The sequence below is a fragment of the Cellulomonas sp. P2_B4 genome (assembly GCF_056404795.1).
The window spans coordinates 326,551-341,908 of sequence record NZ_JBFUDI010000002.1 but is presented as its reverse complement, the minus strand read 5'-3'; the positions used below and the strand labels follow the sequence as shown (position 1 = coordinate 341,908).

15 protein-coding genes are annotated in these 15,358 nt (G+C 69.3%); 8 read left to right on the top strand and 7 right to left on the bottom strand.

All coding sequences use genetic code 11. The annotated features are described in order from the left end of the window. From AC1DZC_RS04220 to AC1DZC_RS04195, 6 genes are all read right to left on the bottom strand, one after another. Nucleotides 1–1,182, bottom strand: coding sequence for an MFS transporter (locus AC1DZC_RS04220; protein WP_477042374.1), 1,182 nt, complete (start codon nucleotides 1,180–1,182; stop codon nucleotides 1–3). Nucleotides 1,183–1,187: 5 nt separating this feature from the next. After that, a complete protein-coding gene (locus AC1DZC_RS04215; protein ID WP_477042373.1) occupies nucleotides 1,188–3,938 on the bottom strand; it encodes an MGH1-like glycoside hydrolase domain-containing protein in 2,751 nt (916 codons plus the stop codon). Between the two features lies 1 nt (nucleotide 3,939). After that, complete coding sequence (locus tag AC1DZC_RS04210; protein ID WP_477042372.1) at nucleotides 3,940–4,560, bottom strand: hypothetical protein; 621 nt, start codon at nucleotides 4,558–4,560, stop codon at nucleotides 3,940–3,942. A gap of 91 nt (nucleotides 4,561–4,651) precedes the next feature. After that, nucleotides 4,652–5,434 carry an alpha/beta fold hydrolase gene (locus tag AC1DZC_RS04205; protein ID WP_477042371.1) on the bottom strand — a complete coding sequence of 261 codons (783 nt, stop codon included), beginning with the start codon at nucleotides 5,432–5,434 and terminating at the stop codon, nucleotides 4,652–4,654. Further along, entirely contained in the window at nucleotides 5,431–5,862 is a 432-nt protein-coding gene (locus AC1DZC_RS04200) for an SRPBCC family protein (RefSeq protein WP_477042370.1), read from the bottom strand. Before AC1DZC_RS04200 ends, AC1DZC_RS04205 begins: the two co-directional genes overlap by 4 nt. Then, entirely contained in the window at nucleotides 5,859–6,182 is a 324-nt protein-coding gene (locus AC1DZC_RS04195; protein WP_477042369.1) for an ArsR/SmtB family transcription factor, read from the bottom strand. Before AC1DZC_RS04195 ends, AC1DZC_RS04200 begins: the two co-directional genes overlap by 4 nt. Nucleotides 6,183–6,268: 86 nt before the next feature. Here AC1DZC_RS04195 and AC1DZC_RS04190 point away from each other — a divergent pair, with 86 nt between their 5' ends. Continuing rightward, a complete protein-coding gene (locus tag AC1DZC_RS04190; protein ID WP_477042368.1) occupies nucleotides 6,269–6,841 on the top strand; it encodes a DinB family protein in 573 nt (190 codons plus the stop codon). A gap of 76 nt (nucleotides 6,842–6,917) precedes the next feature. Here the strand turns inward: AC1DZC_RS04190 and AC1DZC_RS04185 are convergent, their stop codons facing one another. Next, nucleotides 6,918–7,736 carry a DeoR/GlpR family DNA-binding transcription regulator gene (locus AC1DZC_RS04185; RefSeq protein ID WP_477042367.1) on the bottom strand — a complete coding sequence of 273 codons (819 nt, stop codon included), beginning with the start codon at nucleotides 7,734–7,736 and terminating at the stop codon, nucleotides 6,918–6,920. A gap of 495 nt (nucleotides 7,737–8,231) precedes the next feature. Between AC1DZC_RS04185 and AC1DZC_RS04180 the strand changes: the two genes are divergently transcribed. From AC1DZC_RS04180 to AC1DZC_RS04150, 7 genes are all read left to right on the top strand, one after another. After that, the gene (locus AC1DZC_RS04180) at nucleotides 8,232–9,398 is read left to right on the top strand and encodes an ABC transporter substrate-binding protein (RefSeq protein WP_477042366.1); all 1,167 of its coding nucleotides are present in this window, start codon (nucleotides 8,232–8,234) and stop codon (nucleotides 9,396–9,398) included. Between the two features lie 77 nt (nucleotides 9,399–9,475). Then, a complete protein-coding gene (locus AC1DZC_RS04175) occupies nucleotides 9,476–10,402 on the top strand; it encodes a carbohydrate ABC transporter permease (protein ID WP_477042365.1) in 927 nt (308 codons plus the stop codon). A gap of 50 nt (nucleotides 10,403–10,452) precedes the next feature. Next, entirely contained in the window at nucleotides 10,453–11,298 is an 846-nt protein-coding gene (locus AC1DZC_RS04170; RefSeq protein WP_477042364.1) for a carbohydrate ABC transporter permease, read from the top strand. A gap of 39 nt (nucleotides 11,299–11,337) precedes the next feature. After that, a complete protein-coding gene (locus AC1DZC_RS04165) occupies nucleotides 11,338–12,198 on the top strand; it encodes a ketose-bisphosphate aldolase (protein ID WP_477042363.1) in 861 nt (286 codons plus the stop codon). Between the two features lie 23 nt (nucleotides 12,199–12,221). Continuing rightward, nucleotides 12,222–13,403 carry an ADP-dependent glucokinase/phosphofructokinase gene (locus tag AC1DZC_RS04160; protein WP_477042362.1) on the top strand — a complete coding sequence of 394 codons (1,182 nt, stop codon included), beginning with the start codon at nucleotides 12,222–12,224 and terminating at the stop codon, nucleotides 13,401–13,403. Further along, a complete protein-coding gene (locus tag AC1DZC_RS04155; protein ID WP_477042361.1) occupies nucleotides 13,400–14,374 on the top strand; it encodes a DUF4432 family protein in 975 nt (324 codons plus the stop codon). Before AC1DZC_RS04160 ends, AC1DZC_RS04155 begins: the two co-directional genes overlap by 4 nt. Further along, nucleotides 14,371–15,354, top strand: a complete 984-nt coding sequence (locus AC1DZC_RS04150) for a class I mannose-6-phosphate isomerase (protein WP_477042360.1) — start codon at nucleotides 14,371–14,373, stop codon at nucleotides 15,352–15,354. Before AC1DZC_RS04155 ends, AC1DZC_RS04150 begins: the two co-directional genes overlap by 4 nt. The last annotated feature ends 4 nt before the right edge of the window (nucleotides 15,355–15,358 follow it).

The following is a 15,358-nucleotide window of genomic DNA, read 5'->3' as shown; positions in this document are numbered from 1 at the left end:
TCACGAGGTGCTGGAGCGGGTGGTCCGGGCCGAGGTGATCACGAAGGCGCAGACGCCGAGAACGAGCGCGAGCACGGCGGTGCCGGCGAAGAGGGTCGACAGCGAGACGCCGGAGTCCTGCAAGGGACCGGTGCCGAAGGCGGCGACGCCGTATCCGAGCTGGTAGAACGCGATGATCGCACCGGCCGCGGCCGTCGACATGGTCACCAGCTGGCCCTGACCGAAGCTGATGGTCAACGGCAGGAGCGCCGAGCAGCCGAGGCCTGCCAGCCCGAACGCCACGACACCGGCGACCTGACTGCCCTCCGGGAGCGCGGCGATGAGCCCCAGGGCCAGTGCGAGCACGAACGGCAGGAGCCGGTACGCGCTCGCGGCAGGGAACCGACGCTGCACGGCCGCGATGAGGAGCCGACCGACCGTCACCATGCCCCAGAACGCGCTGAGCGCGATCGAGGCAACGGTCGCGGACGCGCCGAGCCGGCCCGTCATGTCCTGCTGGGCCCAGTTGCCGTTCATCGTCTCGCAGATGCCGTACAGCACGGCCGCGGCCGCGAACAGCCAGAACCGCGCTGGTACGGAGCCGGTGGAACGTGCTGCCTGCGTGGTGGCGATCCTCAGCGGCAGCCGGGCGCTGACGACGAGCAGGAAGACCAGCAGCAGGACGGACAGCAACGGCAGCCCCMACCAGATGCCGAGGCCCACGAAGACGGCGACGAACACGGGAGCCAGAGCGGTGCCCAGGCCGAGCAGAGCGTTGAGCACGAGCACCGAGCGATCGACGCGGTCGGGGTGGAACGCGGCGGCGAAGGTGTTGAGCGCGGGCACGGTGAGCCCGAAGCCGAGGCCGACGAAGGCGGTCGCGACGAGCAGCAGGGGGAAGGCCGCCGTGTCGCCGGCGAGGGGTGCGCTGACGACCAGAAGGATCATCGCAACCAGGCTGGAGACCAGTCCGGCCAGGCAGACCCGCTTCGTGCTGGACCGTCGTGCGAGCGAGCTGCCCAGCAACGAGCCCGAGATCGCGGTGACGACCTGCGGCAGGAACAGCGTCCCGTACTGGGTGCTCGACAGGTCGTACTCGTCGGACGACGTGAAGATCGTGCTGGCGGCGGGGAACGTGACGAGCACGATGCCCTGGACCAACCCTGCGGCGTTGACGACCCGTGACTCGAGAGCGGAGGCCATGGCCGCTACCGCGTGGGTGGGACGGGGTTGGTCGGGGCAGGTCCGGGCGGGGCCGTGCTGGAAGGGAACGGGCTGGACGGCAGGTGCAGGAGATCGCTCAGCGACGCGACGCCGGACCCGGGCCTACGCCGGATCAGGTCTGCGACGAGCCCCGTCCAGCCGGTCTGGTGGGTAGCGCCGAGTCCCGCCCCGTTGTCGCCGTGGAAGTACTCGTTGAACTGCACGAGCCCCTGCCAGTGCGGGTTGTCCCGGAACTGGGGGACGTAGCCGTAGCAGGGTCGACGTCCGTCGTCGCCGAGCGTGAACAACGAGATCAATCGGGTCCGCAGGTCCTCGGCGACCTCCGTGAGCGACTTGTGCACACCCGAGCCCGTCGGGAACTCGACGCGGGCGTCGTCGCCGAAGAACGTGCCGTAGACCCTGATGGAGCTCGCGAGCAGGTAGTTCAGCGGGAACCAGATGGGACCCCGCCAGTTGGAGTTGCCGCCGAACATCGCGGTCGTGGACTCGGCGGGCTCGTAGTCGATGCTCGCGGTGAGCTCGCCGATCTCGAGCACGTACGGGTGGTCCCGATGGGTGGCCGAGACGGCGCGCAGGCCGTAGGGCGAGAGGAACTCGCTCTCGTCGAAGAGCCGCGTGAAGAGCCGTTCGATGCGCTCGACACCCACGACCCCGATGAGCATCCGGCGGTCGCCGGGGGTGCCCCGGACGGCGCCGCTGCCCGGGGTGAGGTTCGCCGGGTCCAGGGCATCGCCCAGGAGGTTGGCGAAGCCCTTGCCGAGGGTCCCCACCTGCGAGATGAGCGACTCGTCGATCACCAGCCCGGCGAGGACGGGCAGGACACCGACCATCGAGCGCACCTTCACGGGGATGCGCTGACCGTCGTCGAGAGCGATGCGGTCGTAGAAGAACCCGTCGGTCTCGTCCCAGAGCCCCTGGTCGTCCAGGGCGTTCTTGATCAGGGCGAAGTGCTCGAGGAACTTGATGGTCAGGTCCTGCGTCGGCTGGTTGCCCCGGCGGCGCAGGACGAACGCCATCGTGGCCATGTGCAGCGAGTACAGGCCCATCCACGCGGTCGCGTCGGACTGCTGCAGGACGCCCTCGACCGGCAGCCTGTCGCGGTCGATCGGGCCGATGTTGTCGAGCCCGAGGAACCCGCCCTCGAAGAGGTTGGACCCGTCGGCGTCCTCGCGGTTGATCCACCAGGTGAAGTTGACCAGCAGCTTGTCGAAGACGCGCCGCAGGAAGTCGAGGTCGGTGCCCCCGTCCACCGCGAACACCTCGAGTGCGGCCCAGGCCTGGACCGGCGGGTTGAGGTCGTCGAACGACCACTCGTACGCGGGCAGCGCTCCCGTGGGGTGCTGGAACCACTCGCGGCAGATCAGGATGAGCTGGTACTTGGCGAACGCGGGGTCGATGTGCGCGAGGGCGACGCAGTGGAACGCCAGGTCCCACGCCGCGAACCAGGGGTACTCCCACGGGTCGGGCATCGACATGATGTCGAAGGCGTCGAAGCTGCGCCACGTGCTGTTCCGCCCGGTCTTGCGCGACTCGGGGGGCACCGGCTGCCCGGGGTCGCCGTCGAGCCAGCGTCCGACGTCGTACGCGTAGAGCTGCTTGGACCAGAGCATCCCGGCGAAGGCCTGACGCATGACGAGTGCCTCGTCGGCGCTCGTGCCCGCCGGCGTCAGCTCGGCGTAGAACTCGTCGGCCTCAGCGCGGCGCAGCGCGGTGACGGCGTCGAACGACGACCCGAGCGCCGGGCGCGCCCCGCCGCGCGGCCGCAGCCGCAGACGCAGCTCGACCGTCTGCTGCGACGCGACCTCGACCTGGTACCAGGCCGCAGCCTTGGTACCCGCACGCCGCGGGTCGACCGTGTCCGCGCCGTGCAGGACGTGGTCGTTGATCCCGTCCTTGGGGTAGGCAGGGCTCTCGTCGACGTCGAAGAGCTTCGCGGCGTTGGTCTCGTTGTCGCAGAACAGCAGCGGGGGAGCGACGCCGTCCGGTCCGGGACCGACGACGAGCTCCAGGTCGCCGAACAGCGGGTGGTCGATGTCGATCGACGACCCCTCGCCCGCCCGCAGCTGCGGCTTGGGCTCGTCGTCGCCCCACGACCAGGTGTTCCGGAACCAGACCGTCGGCAGGACGTGCAAGGTCTCCGTGTCGGGTCCGGCGTTGGTGACCTGCACCGTCATCAGCACGTCGTGCGGGCCGTCCTTCGTGTACTCCACCTCGACCGCCCAGAACCGGTCGTCGTCGAAGGCTCCGGTGTCCAGCAGCTCGTACTCGGGCTGGAGCTTGTCCCGTCGGCCGTTCTCGGCAACGAGCTCCTCGTACGGGAACTCTCCCTGCGGGTAGTGGTAGCGCCAGCGGTTGAGCGCGTGGCTCGGGAGGGCGTCCTTGAACCACCAGTACTCCTTGACGTCCTCCCCATGGTTGCCCTGGTTGCCCGTCAGGCCGAACATCCGCTCCTTGAGGATCGGGTCGGAGCCGTTCCAGAGCGCCAGCGACAGGCAGAGGCGCTGCTGTATGTCGCTGAAGCCGGCCATACCGTCCTCGCCCCACCGGTAGGCACGCGAGCGCGCCTGGTCGTGCGGGAAGTGGTCCCAGGCCTCGCCGTCGGCGCTGTAGTCCTCGCGGACGGTGCCCCACTGGCGCTCGCTGAGGTACGGGCCCCACAGGTACCAGTCGCTGGCGTGGAGCAGCCCGTCCTCGAGCTTCCCGAACGAATTGACGCGATCCCGCTCGGCGCCCACGTCAGGACTTCGCGTTCAGGGCCGTGCAGCTCTCGGTGTCCGCGAACGCCGACTTCAGCGTCGCTCCGGAGTTCGAGGCCGTCGTCAGGAGGGTGGTCGCGTAGTCCTTCGCGGCGGTCATCGCGGCCGAGGTCGCCGTCAGCGCAGCACCGGCCGAGCCCAGGAAGCCGGCCACGTTCTCGGCGTCGGCGGCCTCCTGCGCGGCATCCCTGGCCTCCTGCGTCGCGGTGCCGACCTCGTCGGCGCTGGTCTGCAGGCTCGCCTGGAACGCCTCGGCCTCCTCGGTGTCAGGAGCGTCACCGATCGCCGACCTGAGGTCGTCCAGCGAGGCTCCGGCCGTCGCGATGTTGTCGCTCAGCTGCGTCTTGAGCTGGTCGAGCGCGTCGCCGGAGCCCAGCTCCACGCTCAGGCCGTCCGCCACGGCGCCGATGTCGGTCGTGAGGTCGCCCAGCGCCGTGCAGACGTTGTCGGCCCACGCCGCCGCCGACAGCCCGGTCGGCGTCGGGGTGGGGGAAGGAGTCGGCGTGGGTCCCGCGCCGGGTTCGTCCGACGAGCATGCTGCGAGCGCCAGGAGGGCGACCACGACGAGGCTCGGCACGGAACTTCGGACGGAAAGACGCATGCGAGGCCTCCGGGTTCGACGACTCACCCTCTGCAGACTCTCCGTCGCCGAGGTGCACGTCATCATCCGGATCAGATGAAGACAGTGCACCTCAGCGCAGGAAGAACTCCCGGAGCACGGGCGCCAGCGCCGCGGCGTCGACGTCGTGCGTCTGCCCGTCCAGGGTCGTGTGCTCGCCCTGCGGCAGCTGGTCCACGACGGCCTTCCCGGCGGTGTGCAGGAACTGCGGGCTGGCTCCGCCGGTGACGACCAGGACCGGCGCGTGGACCGCCTGGGCGATCGCGCCCGGGACGCGGCTGCCCGTCATGAGCTCGTTGTCGTAGGCGAGCGTGGGCGCGATGGCCTCGAACAGGTCCCAGCCCGGTTGCGTGCGCATGCCGGCCACGACGGGCGCCGGGACGCCGACGTAGGACATGAAGGCCGCGACCGCGTCGCCGGTCCGCTTCTCGGCGAGGGCGCCGGTGAGCTCGGCCGTGTACTGGTCCGCGCGCTCCTGCAGTCCCGCCTCCGCCGTGTAGGGCGGCTCGTACAGGGCCAGCCTCGTGAGGCCCGGTCTCGTCGCGGCGGTCCGGAGGGCCAGCGCGCCGCCCGACGACATCGCGTAGACGCCGACGGAGCCGCCGGCGAGGTCGACCAGGGCCGACAGGTCCTCGACCTCGCGCTCGACCGAGTACGGGTGGGTGTCGGTGCTCCCGCCCCGCCCGCGACGGTCGTACGTGTAGACGGTGAAGGCGTCCTGCAGCAGCTCTGCCATCGCGTCCATCGGGCCTGCGCCGCGGTAGCACATCGCACCGTCGACGAGGATCAGGGGCGGGCCGTCTCCGGCGCGGGTGTAGGCGATGGTGGTGCCGTCGGTGGAGGTCAGGGTGCTCATCGGGGTGCTCCGTCGAGGATGTAGGCGTCGAAACGGTCCAGGCTGGTGACGAACCCGGCCTGCGCCTGCGGGTTCGCGAAGAGTGCGGGCACACGGCTCTGGTGGGTGACCACCTCGGTGCGCCCGTCGTGCAGGTCCACGAACGTGATCGTGGTGAGCATGTCGGTGTCGACGTCCTGCCAGACGAGGCGGTCGGGCCGTTCGATCTCCACGTAGACAGCGCGCATCGTGTACGTCCCGCCGTCGGACTCGCTGACCATGGTGGTCTCGAACGCGCCGCCCGGTCGCAGGTCGACGGTGATGTTCTCGACCGGGGTCGTCGTGCCCTGGGGACCCCAGAAGTGCGTCAGGTGCTCGGGCGTGGTCATGCAGTCGAACAGCAGCTCGGGCGTCGCCTGGTGGATCCGGCGGAAGGTCAGCTCGGTCACAGCGTCTCCAGGTGGGCGGCGAGGCGGTCGTGCCGGTCGGCCCAGACCTGCCGGTTGGTCTCGATCCAGCGGACGGCCTCGGCCAGGCGCTCGGCGTCCAGCGAGCACGGGCGCGACTGCCCGATGCGTGAGCGCGAGATGAGCTGGGCACGCTCGAGCACGAGCAGGTGCTTGGAGACGGCTTGCTGGGACATCGCGAAGGGTGCGGAGAGCTGGTGCACGGTGGCATCACCGTGCGAGAGGCGTTCGAGGATCGCGCGGCGGGTGGGGTCCGCGAGCGCGGTGAACACGAGCGTCAGGTCGTCCTCCAGAACGGGCATGGACCGAGCGTATGCACAACCGTTCTGTTGCACAACTCATTAGTTGTGAATGGGCCGATGTGGGAGCGCGCCGCCATAGTGGCGGGATGAGCGACGAGAAAGAGACCTTGCACGAGTACCTGCGGGAGCAGAGGGCGAGCCTGCTGAGCAAGCTCGACGGGCTCGACGAGTACAGCGTCCGCCGGCCCATGACCGGCACGGGCACCAACCTGCTCGGCCTGGTCAAGCACGTGGCGAGCGTCGAGGTCGGGTACTTCGGCGAGGTCTTCGACCGCCCCTCGGGCATCGACCTGCCGTGGTTCGAGGACGGTGCGCCCGACAACGCGGACCTGTGGGTCCCGGCCGACGAGAGCCGCGAGCAGATCGTGGAGCTGCACCACCGGTGCGCTGCCCACAGTGACGCGACGATCGAGGCGCTGCCGCTCGACGCCGTCGGCACCGTCCCGTGGTGGGGCGACCGGGGCAGGGTGACCCTGCACCAGATGCTCGTGCACATGGCGGTCGAGACGGCACGGCACGCCGGCCACGCCGACATCGTGCGCGAGCTCATCGACGGCAGCGTCGGCCGCCGGCCGGACGACCCGAACATCCCGGAGATCGACTGGGCCGCCTACGTCGCCGAGATCGAGGCCGCGGCGCAGGCGGCCGGGGGAGTCTGACGGTCCAGGTCGGGGCGCGCACCGACCCGGCGCTCCGCGTGCGGTGCGACGGTCCGTCGGCGTCGCGGACCGAGGGTTACGCAGGCGGGAGAAGGACCTCGACGTCGTGCTCCCGCAGGGCGTCCGCGAGCTCGGCGGGCGGGGCGGCGTCCGTGACCAGGTAGTTGGCGCGGCCCAGGTCGGCCACCTGCGCGAACAACCGCCGGCCGAACTTGGAGGAGTCGGCCAGGATGGCGACCCTCGAGGCCCGGTCCATCATGTCGTTCATCATCGCGGCCTCGCCGAGATTGCTCGTCGAGTAGCCGCCCGTGGACACCGCGCCGACGGAGATCAGGGCGAGGTCGCACTGGATGTCGCGGTCGTCGCCCACCGCGGCCTGGAAGCTCACCGGGCCGACGGTGGCCTGCGCGGTGAGCCGGACGGCGCCGCCGAACACGTAGAGGTCGCGGAACACGGTCGGGGAGATCTCCGCCGGGATGCGCAGGCTGTTCGTCGCGACCGTCAGCTCGCGGTGGTCGCGCAGGTGCCGCACGAGCGCGAGCGTCGTGGTGCCGGCGTTGATCATGATCGCCGTGCCGTCCTCGATGAGCCCGGCCGCGAGCGCGCCGATCTGCTCCTTCGCCGCGGTCTGCAGCCGCAGGCGCACGTCGAGGCCGGTGTCGGCGCGTGGCAAGGCCGAGAGGCTGACCGCCCCGCCGTGCGTCCGGATGAGCACACCGTCCGCGTCGAGCTGGTCGAGGTCGCGGCGGATCGTGTCGGGGGAGACGTCGAAGCGCTCGGCGAGCCGGGCGACCGTGACCTGTCCGACCTCGCCGACGAATGCGGCCAGGTCGGCCTTGCGGCCGGCAGGGAGGCGTCGGTCGCCTTCGGACGTGGGCAGGCTGGTCGCAGACACACAGAACTTCTAGCACAAAACCGCTCGAACCTGCGAGGTTCTGCGGTTTGTCGAGCCCCATGGACCCAGGGCGACCCCGCGAGATCGCCTCTGACGTGCGGTTCTGCGACGGTAGCCCCGCGCAACTACGCACGAAAGTGCAACGCTGCTGCAGCGGGCTAGCTAGGGGCCCGGTCGCCGCCACGAGAAACAATATGTGTCCTGACCTGCAGTTACGGACACGTGTTGCGAAATCTGACCGCAAGGTAACGATTCGGGTACCAGTTGCAGACCGGCACGAATCAGGGGTTGACGCCCGATTTGGCCGGGCCTACGTTGAGCAAACACGCAGAAGTCCGCATGGAGTCGCATGATGCGGCAACCAACGATGGGAGAGTCATGGGCAACGGAGCTCACGGTGGACGCTTCATTGCGGTCCTCGGCGCCGGCGCGATCGTGCTGGCCGGCTGCAGCGGTGGCAGTGGTTCGGACGACGGCGCTTCCTCAGGCGGGGACGTGACGCTCGAGTTCGCGCAGTGGTGGGAGCCCGAGCTTCCGGACGGCGCGCTGCGCGGGGTCATGGACGACTTCGAGGCTGCCAACCCCGGCATCAAGGTCAAGCTGCTCAGCGGTCCGTACGCCTCGACGAAGGAGCAGATCGTCGCCGGGTCCGCGGCCGGCACCATGTCGGACGTCGTCGGTCTCGACGGCGCGTGGGTCAACGACTTCGCCAAGCAGGGATCGCTCGCCGACCTCACGTCGCTCATGTCCGACAACGGATACGACGACAGCGAGCTGGCCAGCCAGATCCAGGTCGATGGTTCGACCTACATGATCCCGGTGGTGAACTTCGTGTACCCGATGTTCACCAACGACGACCTGCTCACGCAGGCCGGTGTGGCGGCGCCGCCCACCAACCGCACCGAGTTCGAGTCCGCCGCCGAGGCGGTCACGGGTCTCGGCGGCGAGGTGCACGGCTGGGTCCTGCCGCTGTCGATGGAGGCGCCGAACGGCATCCAGAACGACGTCATGTCCTGGGTCTGGGCCTCGGGTGGCTCGATGCTCAAGGACGGCAAGCCGGACGTCACCAACGACGACGTCGCCAGCGCCACGAACTTCGTCGTCGACATGTACGACAAGGGCTACGTCGCTCCCGGTGCGCTGACCATGAAGGAGCAGGACAAGGTCGAGGAGTTCACCAACGGCCGGGTCGGCATGATGATCGACTCCCTGGCCCACGTGACCACGATCCGTGAGGCCAACCCCGACCTGAAGTTCTCCATCGCCGCCATCCCGGCAGCCGACGACTACTCCGGAGAGCGCGGCATCCCGTACGCGTCCTGGGGCATCGGGGTCGCCGAGAACAGCAAGCACAAGGCCGAGGCGTGGAAGCTCATCGACTTCCTGATGTCGCAGGAGACGAATTCCGAGCTGTCGACGATGGCCAAGGCGTTCCCGGGCAACACCCAGTCGACGCCCGACTTCCTCGGTGACGACGCGCTCTACCAGACCGCCTTCGACATCTACAAGGCCGGCTACCCGGCCAACGAGTTCACCGGGCTGCCGGTGGCTGAGCAGCTGATGCGCGAGTTCGACGAGCAGCTCCAGCAGACGCTCTCGGGGGACCAGTCGGTCGACGACACCCTCCAGAAGGCACAAGACGCGTGGACGGCTGAGTTCTAGGCCCTCACACCGCAGCGGTCGCGCCAGGCCCTCACAGACGACGCCTGGCGCGGCCGCGATCCCGAGGAGATCCGCCCGTGTCCACTTCCCAGCTCGAACGCCCGACCGTCCCGGTCGCGGACGTCCCCCGGCAGCGCCCACGCTGGACCCTGTTCAAGCGCCGGGCCACGCCGTACGGCTTCCTGGCACCGACAGTCGTCCTGATGCTCGTCCTGATGATCACGCCGATCATCATGGTCATCGGCTACTCGCTCCTGAGCGGCGTGATCACCAACAAGAACCCGGTGTTCGTCGGCCTCGACAACTACCTCGAGGTGGTCCAGGACCCGGTGTTCTTCACCGCGATCCGCAACACCCTGTTCTTCACGATCGTGAGCGTCGCGGCACACCTGCTGATCGGCATGACGTTCGCGATGATGCTGAACACCAAGCTGCTCAGCAGCAGGCTCGTCGGCCTGTTCCGCGTGATCTACGTCCTGCCGTGGCTTTTCACCGTCGCGATCGTCGCGGTCCTGTGGCGGCTGATGCTGGCCCCGAACGGTGTCATCAACTACTTGCTGAACTCCGACGTCGAGTGGCTGGCCTCCCCGTCGCACGCGCTCATGTCGGTCACGTTCATCAACATCTGGGCGGGCTACCCGTTCTTCATGATCAGCCTGCTGGCCGGGCTGCAGGGCATTCCGGCGGACCTTTACGAGGCGGCCCGCGTGGACGGCGCCAATGCGGTCCAACGATTCTTCAACATCACGATCCCGCAGCTGCGGCCGATCATCATCAGCATGGCTCTGCTGGACTTCATCTGGACGTCCCAGCAGTTCGCGCTGATCTGGATGACGACGGGCGGCGGTCCGATCAATGTCACCGAGATGTTGAGCACGTTCACGTACAAGCTCGCATTCAGCCGGTACGAGTTCTCCGTGGCCTCGGCCGCCGCGGTCATCATTCTTCTCCTGTCGATGATCCTGGCCGTCTTCTACGCCAGGCACCAGAAAGCGCGGGACTGACCATGGCGACAGTCGTCTCTCCTCCGGTGACGTCCCAGACGCGCCGGCCCATGACGGTCAAGCAGGCACGGACGCGTCGGGCCAAGAAGGGCGGCCTGATCCTCGGGCTGCTCGTCGGCGCGGTGTTCGCGGGCTTCCCGGTGCTGTGGATGCTCTCGAGCTCGTTCAAGTCGAACCTCGAGATCTTCCAGTACCCGCCGCGGCTCATCACCAAGTCGTTCTCGTTCGACGCGTACACGACGATCTTCACCGACCCGACCAAGCTGCGGTTCTTCTTCAACAGCTACGTGGTCGCCTTGTCGGTGACGTTCCTGACGCTCGTCGTCGCGATCCTCGCGGCCTACGCGTTCAGCCGCTACGACTTCAAGTTCAAGCGGATCCTCAGCGTCGTGATCGTCAGCGTGCAGGCGGTCCCGCCGATCACCCTGCTCATCCCGTACTTCGGGCTGGTCGTCGCGCTCAAGCTCTACAACACCTACCAGGGCCTGATCCTCACCTACATGGTGTTCACGCTGCCCTACGCGATCATCATGCTCACCGGGTATTTCAACACGCTGCCCAAGGAGCTGGACGAGGCCGTCAAGGTCGATGGCGCCGGTCCGCTCACCGCGTTGTGGCGCATCCTCGTCCCCATCTCCGTGCCCGGTCTGGTCTCCGTGGGCGTCTACACGTTCATGATCTGCTGGAACGAGTTCCTCTTCGCGCTCACCCTGACGCGGACGGAGGACATGCGCACGGTGCCCATCGGCATCCAGCTCCTCATGGGTCAGCATTCCTATGAGTGGAACGAGATGATGGCGATGAGCATTCTCGGCTGCATTCCCGTGCTGGCACTCTTCCTGTTCTTCCAGCGGTATTTCATCGGTGGGATGACGGCCGGTGCCGTCAAGGTTTGATTCAACCCGCACGTCCAACTAGCAAGGAGAGTTGTACCCATGTTGCTGAACGGCGTAGACCTGCTGTCCGTGGCGAACGACAACGATTTCGCCGTGCCGGCGTTCAACATCAGCGACTACGCGATGCTGAACGGGATCATCGAGATCAGCGAGGAGAAGGAGTCCCCGGTCATCATCGCGATCCACCCCGACGAGCTGAGCCACATCGGCGAGGACGTGATGCCGGCGATCATCCAGCGCGCCCACCGCGCCAGCGTCCCGGTGACGATCCACTGGGACCACGGCGGCACCTACGAGCAGATCCTCACGGCGATCCAGTGCGGCTTCACGTCGGTGATGATCGACGGTTCGATGCTTCCGTTCGAGGAGAACGTCGCGATCACCAGGAAGGTCGTCGACGCGGCGCACGCGGTCGGCCTGTCGGTCGAGGGCGAGCTGGGCACGATCGGGAAGATGGACGACGAGGCCGAGGACGGCGCCTCGCAGATCATCTACACCGACCCCGACCAGGCGGTCGAGTTCGTCGAGCGCACGGGCGTCGACAGCCTCGCGATCGCGATCGGGACGAGCCATGGCATCTACCCGTCGACCATGAAGCCCGAGCTCAAGCTCGACCTGCTCACGCAGATCAAGGACAAGGTGCGCGTGCCCCTCGTGCTGCACGGTGGCTCGAACAACCCCGACGACGAGATCGGCCAGTCGGTCAAGCTCGGTGTGAACAAGATCAACATCTCCAGCGACATCAAGGTGGCCTACCACCAGAAGATGCGCGAGGTCCTGGCCGACGGGACGCTGAGGGAGCCCAACTCCATCCAGCCGCCCTGCATCGAGGCCATGAAGGTGACCGCCGCGCAGAAGATCGACCTCTTCAACGCGGCCGGCAAGTCGACCCTGTACTGACGGACAAGGACCAGCACACCCAGATGAGCACCAGCTTCGTCCTGGGCCTCGGCGGCACGGTCGACTACGAGATCCGGTGGGACTCCCGTGTCGTCGAGGCCCTGGTCCTGGAGTACGCCATCCGCGYGGCCGAGGTGAGCGCGACGGTTCCGATCGAGTCCGAGCGAGACCTGCTCAGGACGTTGCTGGCCTTCGTCCGCGACGGCGTCGGGGGAGAGCGGTTCGTCGCCTCCTCCGACATCGTCGAGGTGTTCGCCGCCCGGTTCGAGCGGCGCATCACGCTGGGCGGCACGTGCGTCCGGGCCGCGCTCGCCATGGACAAGCTCGGCATCCCGAGCACCGTGCACCTGGTGAGCATCGACGACCACGTGCGCCGGCTCCTGCCGGCATCGGTCGACTATCTCTGCAGCGCGACGCAGGACACGACCGACCCGCACCTGATCGTGCAGTTTGCGGCCGGGGCGCACATCGCCGCGGGCGACGTCGATGTCACGGCCGCCCACCCCAACCGCATCATCTACACCAACGACCCGCCCAACCGGGAGCTCCGCCTGAGCCCGGACCTCGGGCCGGCCCTGACGGACGCTGACGTGTTCCTGGTGTCGGGCTTCAACACGATCCAGGACCCGACCGTGCTCGACGAGCGCCTGGCCGAGACGCGCAAGGCGATCGAGTTCCTGCCGGACCGGGCGGTCGTGGTCTACGAGGACGCGGGCTTCCACGTCCCGGCGCTGGCCGCGCACGCGCGGGAGGCGCTGGTCGACCTGATCGACGTGTACAGCCTCAACGAGGACGAGCTGCAGGCGTACGTCGGGCGCTCGCTCGACCTGCTGGACGCGGGGGAGGTCGCCGAGGCGCTGCTGAGCCTGCACCACCTGGTGCCCGTCCCAGCGCTCGTCGTGCACACGAAGCACTGGGCCCTGGCGGTCAGCATGCACGCCTGGCGGTACCGCGCGGCGCTGCGGGGCGGGGTGACGATGGCAGGGGTCCGGTACCTGCTCGGCGACGGTTTCACCGCCGACGACTACGCCGGGATGGTCGAGCGGCCGGTCAGCCCCGAGGGTGTCGCGTTCGGCGAGGCGATCGAGAGCGCGCTGCCCGACCGGGTGGTGTGCGTCCCCGCCTTCGCGCTGACCACGGACGACCCGACGACGATCGGCCTCGGCGACACCTTCGTCGGCGGCTTCCTGGCGGCCCTGTCGTGACGCTCCTGGACGACGGGTTCACTGCCCTGCCGGACGGTGTCGCGAGCGTCTGGGAAGGAATCAGCGCACGGGGTGAGCGGGTCCTGTCGCTGCGGCTGCTCGACGGGCTGCACCTCGACGTCCTGCCCGACCGGGGCCTCGACCTCGGCGCGGCATGGTGGGGCGGGACACCCGTGGCGTGGCGCTCCCCGAACCCCGTCGACCCCGGTCCCGGACGCGACTGGGAGTCGCGGTTCCTCGGCGGCCAGCTGGCTACCTGCGGACCGGACAACATCGGCCCGCCGCGGGGCTCGTCGGGACAGCACGGCACGCACCACCTGACGCCCGCGCACGAGGTCCGGTGGTGGCGCGAGCGCACGCAGTCTGGCGTCGAGGTGCACGTGCACGGGCTGGTCGCGCACACGTCGCTGGGCGGCCCGCGGATCGTCGTCGAGCGCGAGATCGTCACGGCGACGGGGTCGCCGTGCGTCGAGGTCATCGACGTCGTCCGCAACGTCGGGGACGCCCCGGCCGGCGTGCCGCTGCTCTACCACGTCAACCTCGGCGCACCCCTGCTCGCGCCCGGCGGCGCGCTCGAGGTCGTCGCGGCGGAACCGGTCCTGCGCGACCCGCTGCCGCCCGGCCGGCACCCGCTGCGGATGCCGTCGCCGTCGCTCGGCGCCGAGCCCGTGGTGGCAGAGCACCGGGACCTGCGTCAGGACGGCGGCTGGGCGCGCGCCCTGCTGACCGGTGGACCGCATGCAGACGTGCTCGTCGAGTGGTCCGCCCAAATCCTGCCCCGCCTGTGCACCTGGAGCTGGCCCGCGACCGGGGCCTGGGTGCTCGGCGTCGAGCCGACCAACGCCCCGCTGTTCGGCCCCGAGCGCGACCGGCCCTTCGCGGGCGCGCCCCGGTCCTCGAGCCGGGGGAGCAGTGGCGCACTGCCGTCCGCGTGGTCGTCGTTCCGCGCGACCTCGAGCACTAGGAGATGAACGTTTCGGCGCAGCAGCTCCGGGCGAACCAGCCGCCGGACCGGTTCTACGCGGGCGGCGACCGCATCGCGGCGTTCCGTGGCGAACAGGTGCGCTCGCACCACGTGCCCGAGGACTGGGTCGCGTCGACCACGACTCTGTTCGGCGAGTCGATGCTCGGCCTCTCGACGCTGCCCGGAGGCGACCTTCTGGCCGACGCGATCGCCCGCGACCCGCTGGGCTGGCTCGGCCCGGAGCACGTGGCGGCGTTCGGCGACAACCCCGAGCTGCTGGTGAAGCTGCTCGACGCGGGCCAGAGGCTGCCGGTGCACGCCCACCCGGACGTGGCGTTCGCCGCCGAGCACCTGGGCCTCGCGAACGGCAAGACCGAGGCGTGGGTCATGCTCGAGCCGGCGACGGTCCACCTCGGCTTCACGCGCGGCGTCTCCGTGGACGAGCTGACCCGGTGGACGGACACGCAGGATGTGGACGCGATGCTGCACGCGATGCACCGGGTGCCGCTCGCGGCCGGGGACGCGGTCCTCGTCCCGGCCGGCCTGCCGCACGCGATCGGCGAGGGGGCGTTCCTGGTCGAGCTGCAGGAGCCCACGGACCTGTCGATCCTGCTCGAGTGGACCGGCTTCGACATCGACGGGCCCCGCGACGGCCACCTCGGTGTCGGCTTCGACGCCGCGCTGGCGGCGGTCGACCGGCGCGGCTGGTCCGCCGACGAGATCGCACTCCTGCGCGGCGCGCGGGCGTCGACCACGGGGGACCTGCTGCCGGACGCCGCACCGTTCTTCCGCGCGGAACGGCTCCGGGGCGACGCGACCCTCGACGCGGGTTACAGCGTCCTGGTCGTCGTCGCCGGCGCGGGGACGCTCGCAGGCGCGCAGCAGCTGCAGGCAGGGCAGACCCTCGTGGTGCCCTACGACGCGGGCCCGCTCGATCTGCGCGGCGTTCACCTGGAGGTCATCCGCTGCCGTCCGCCGCGGGCCTGACCAG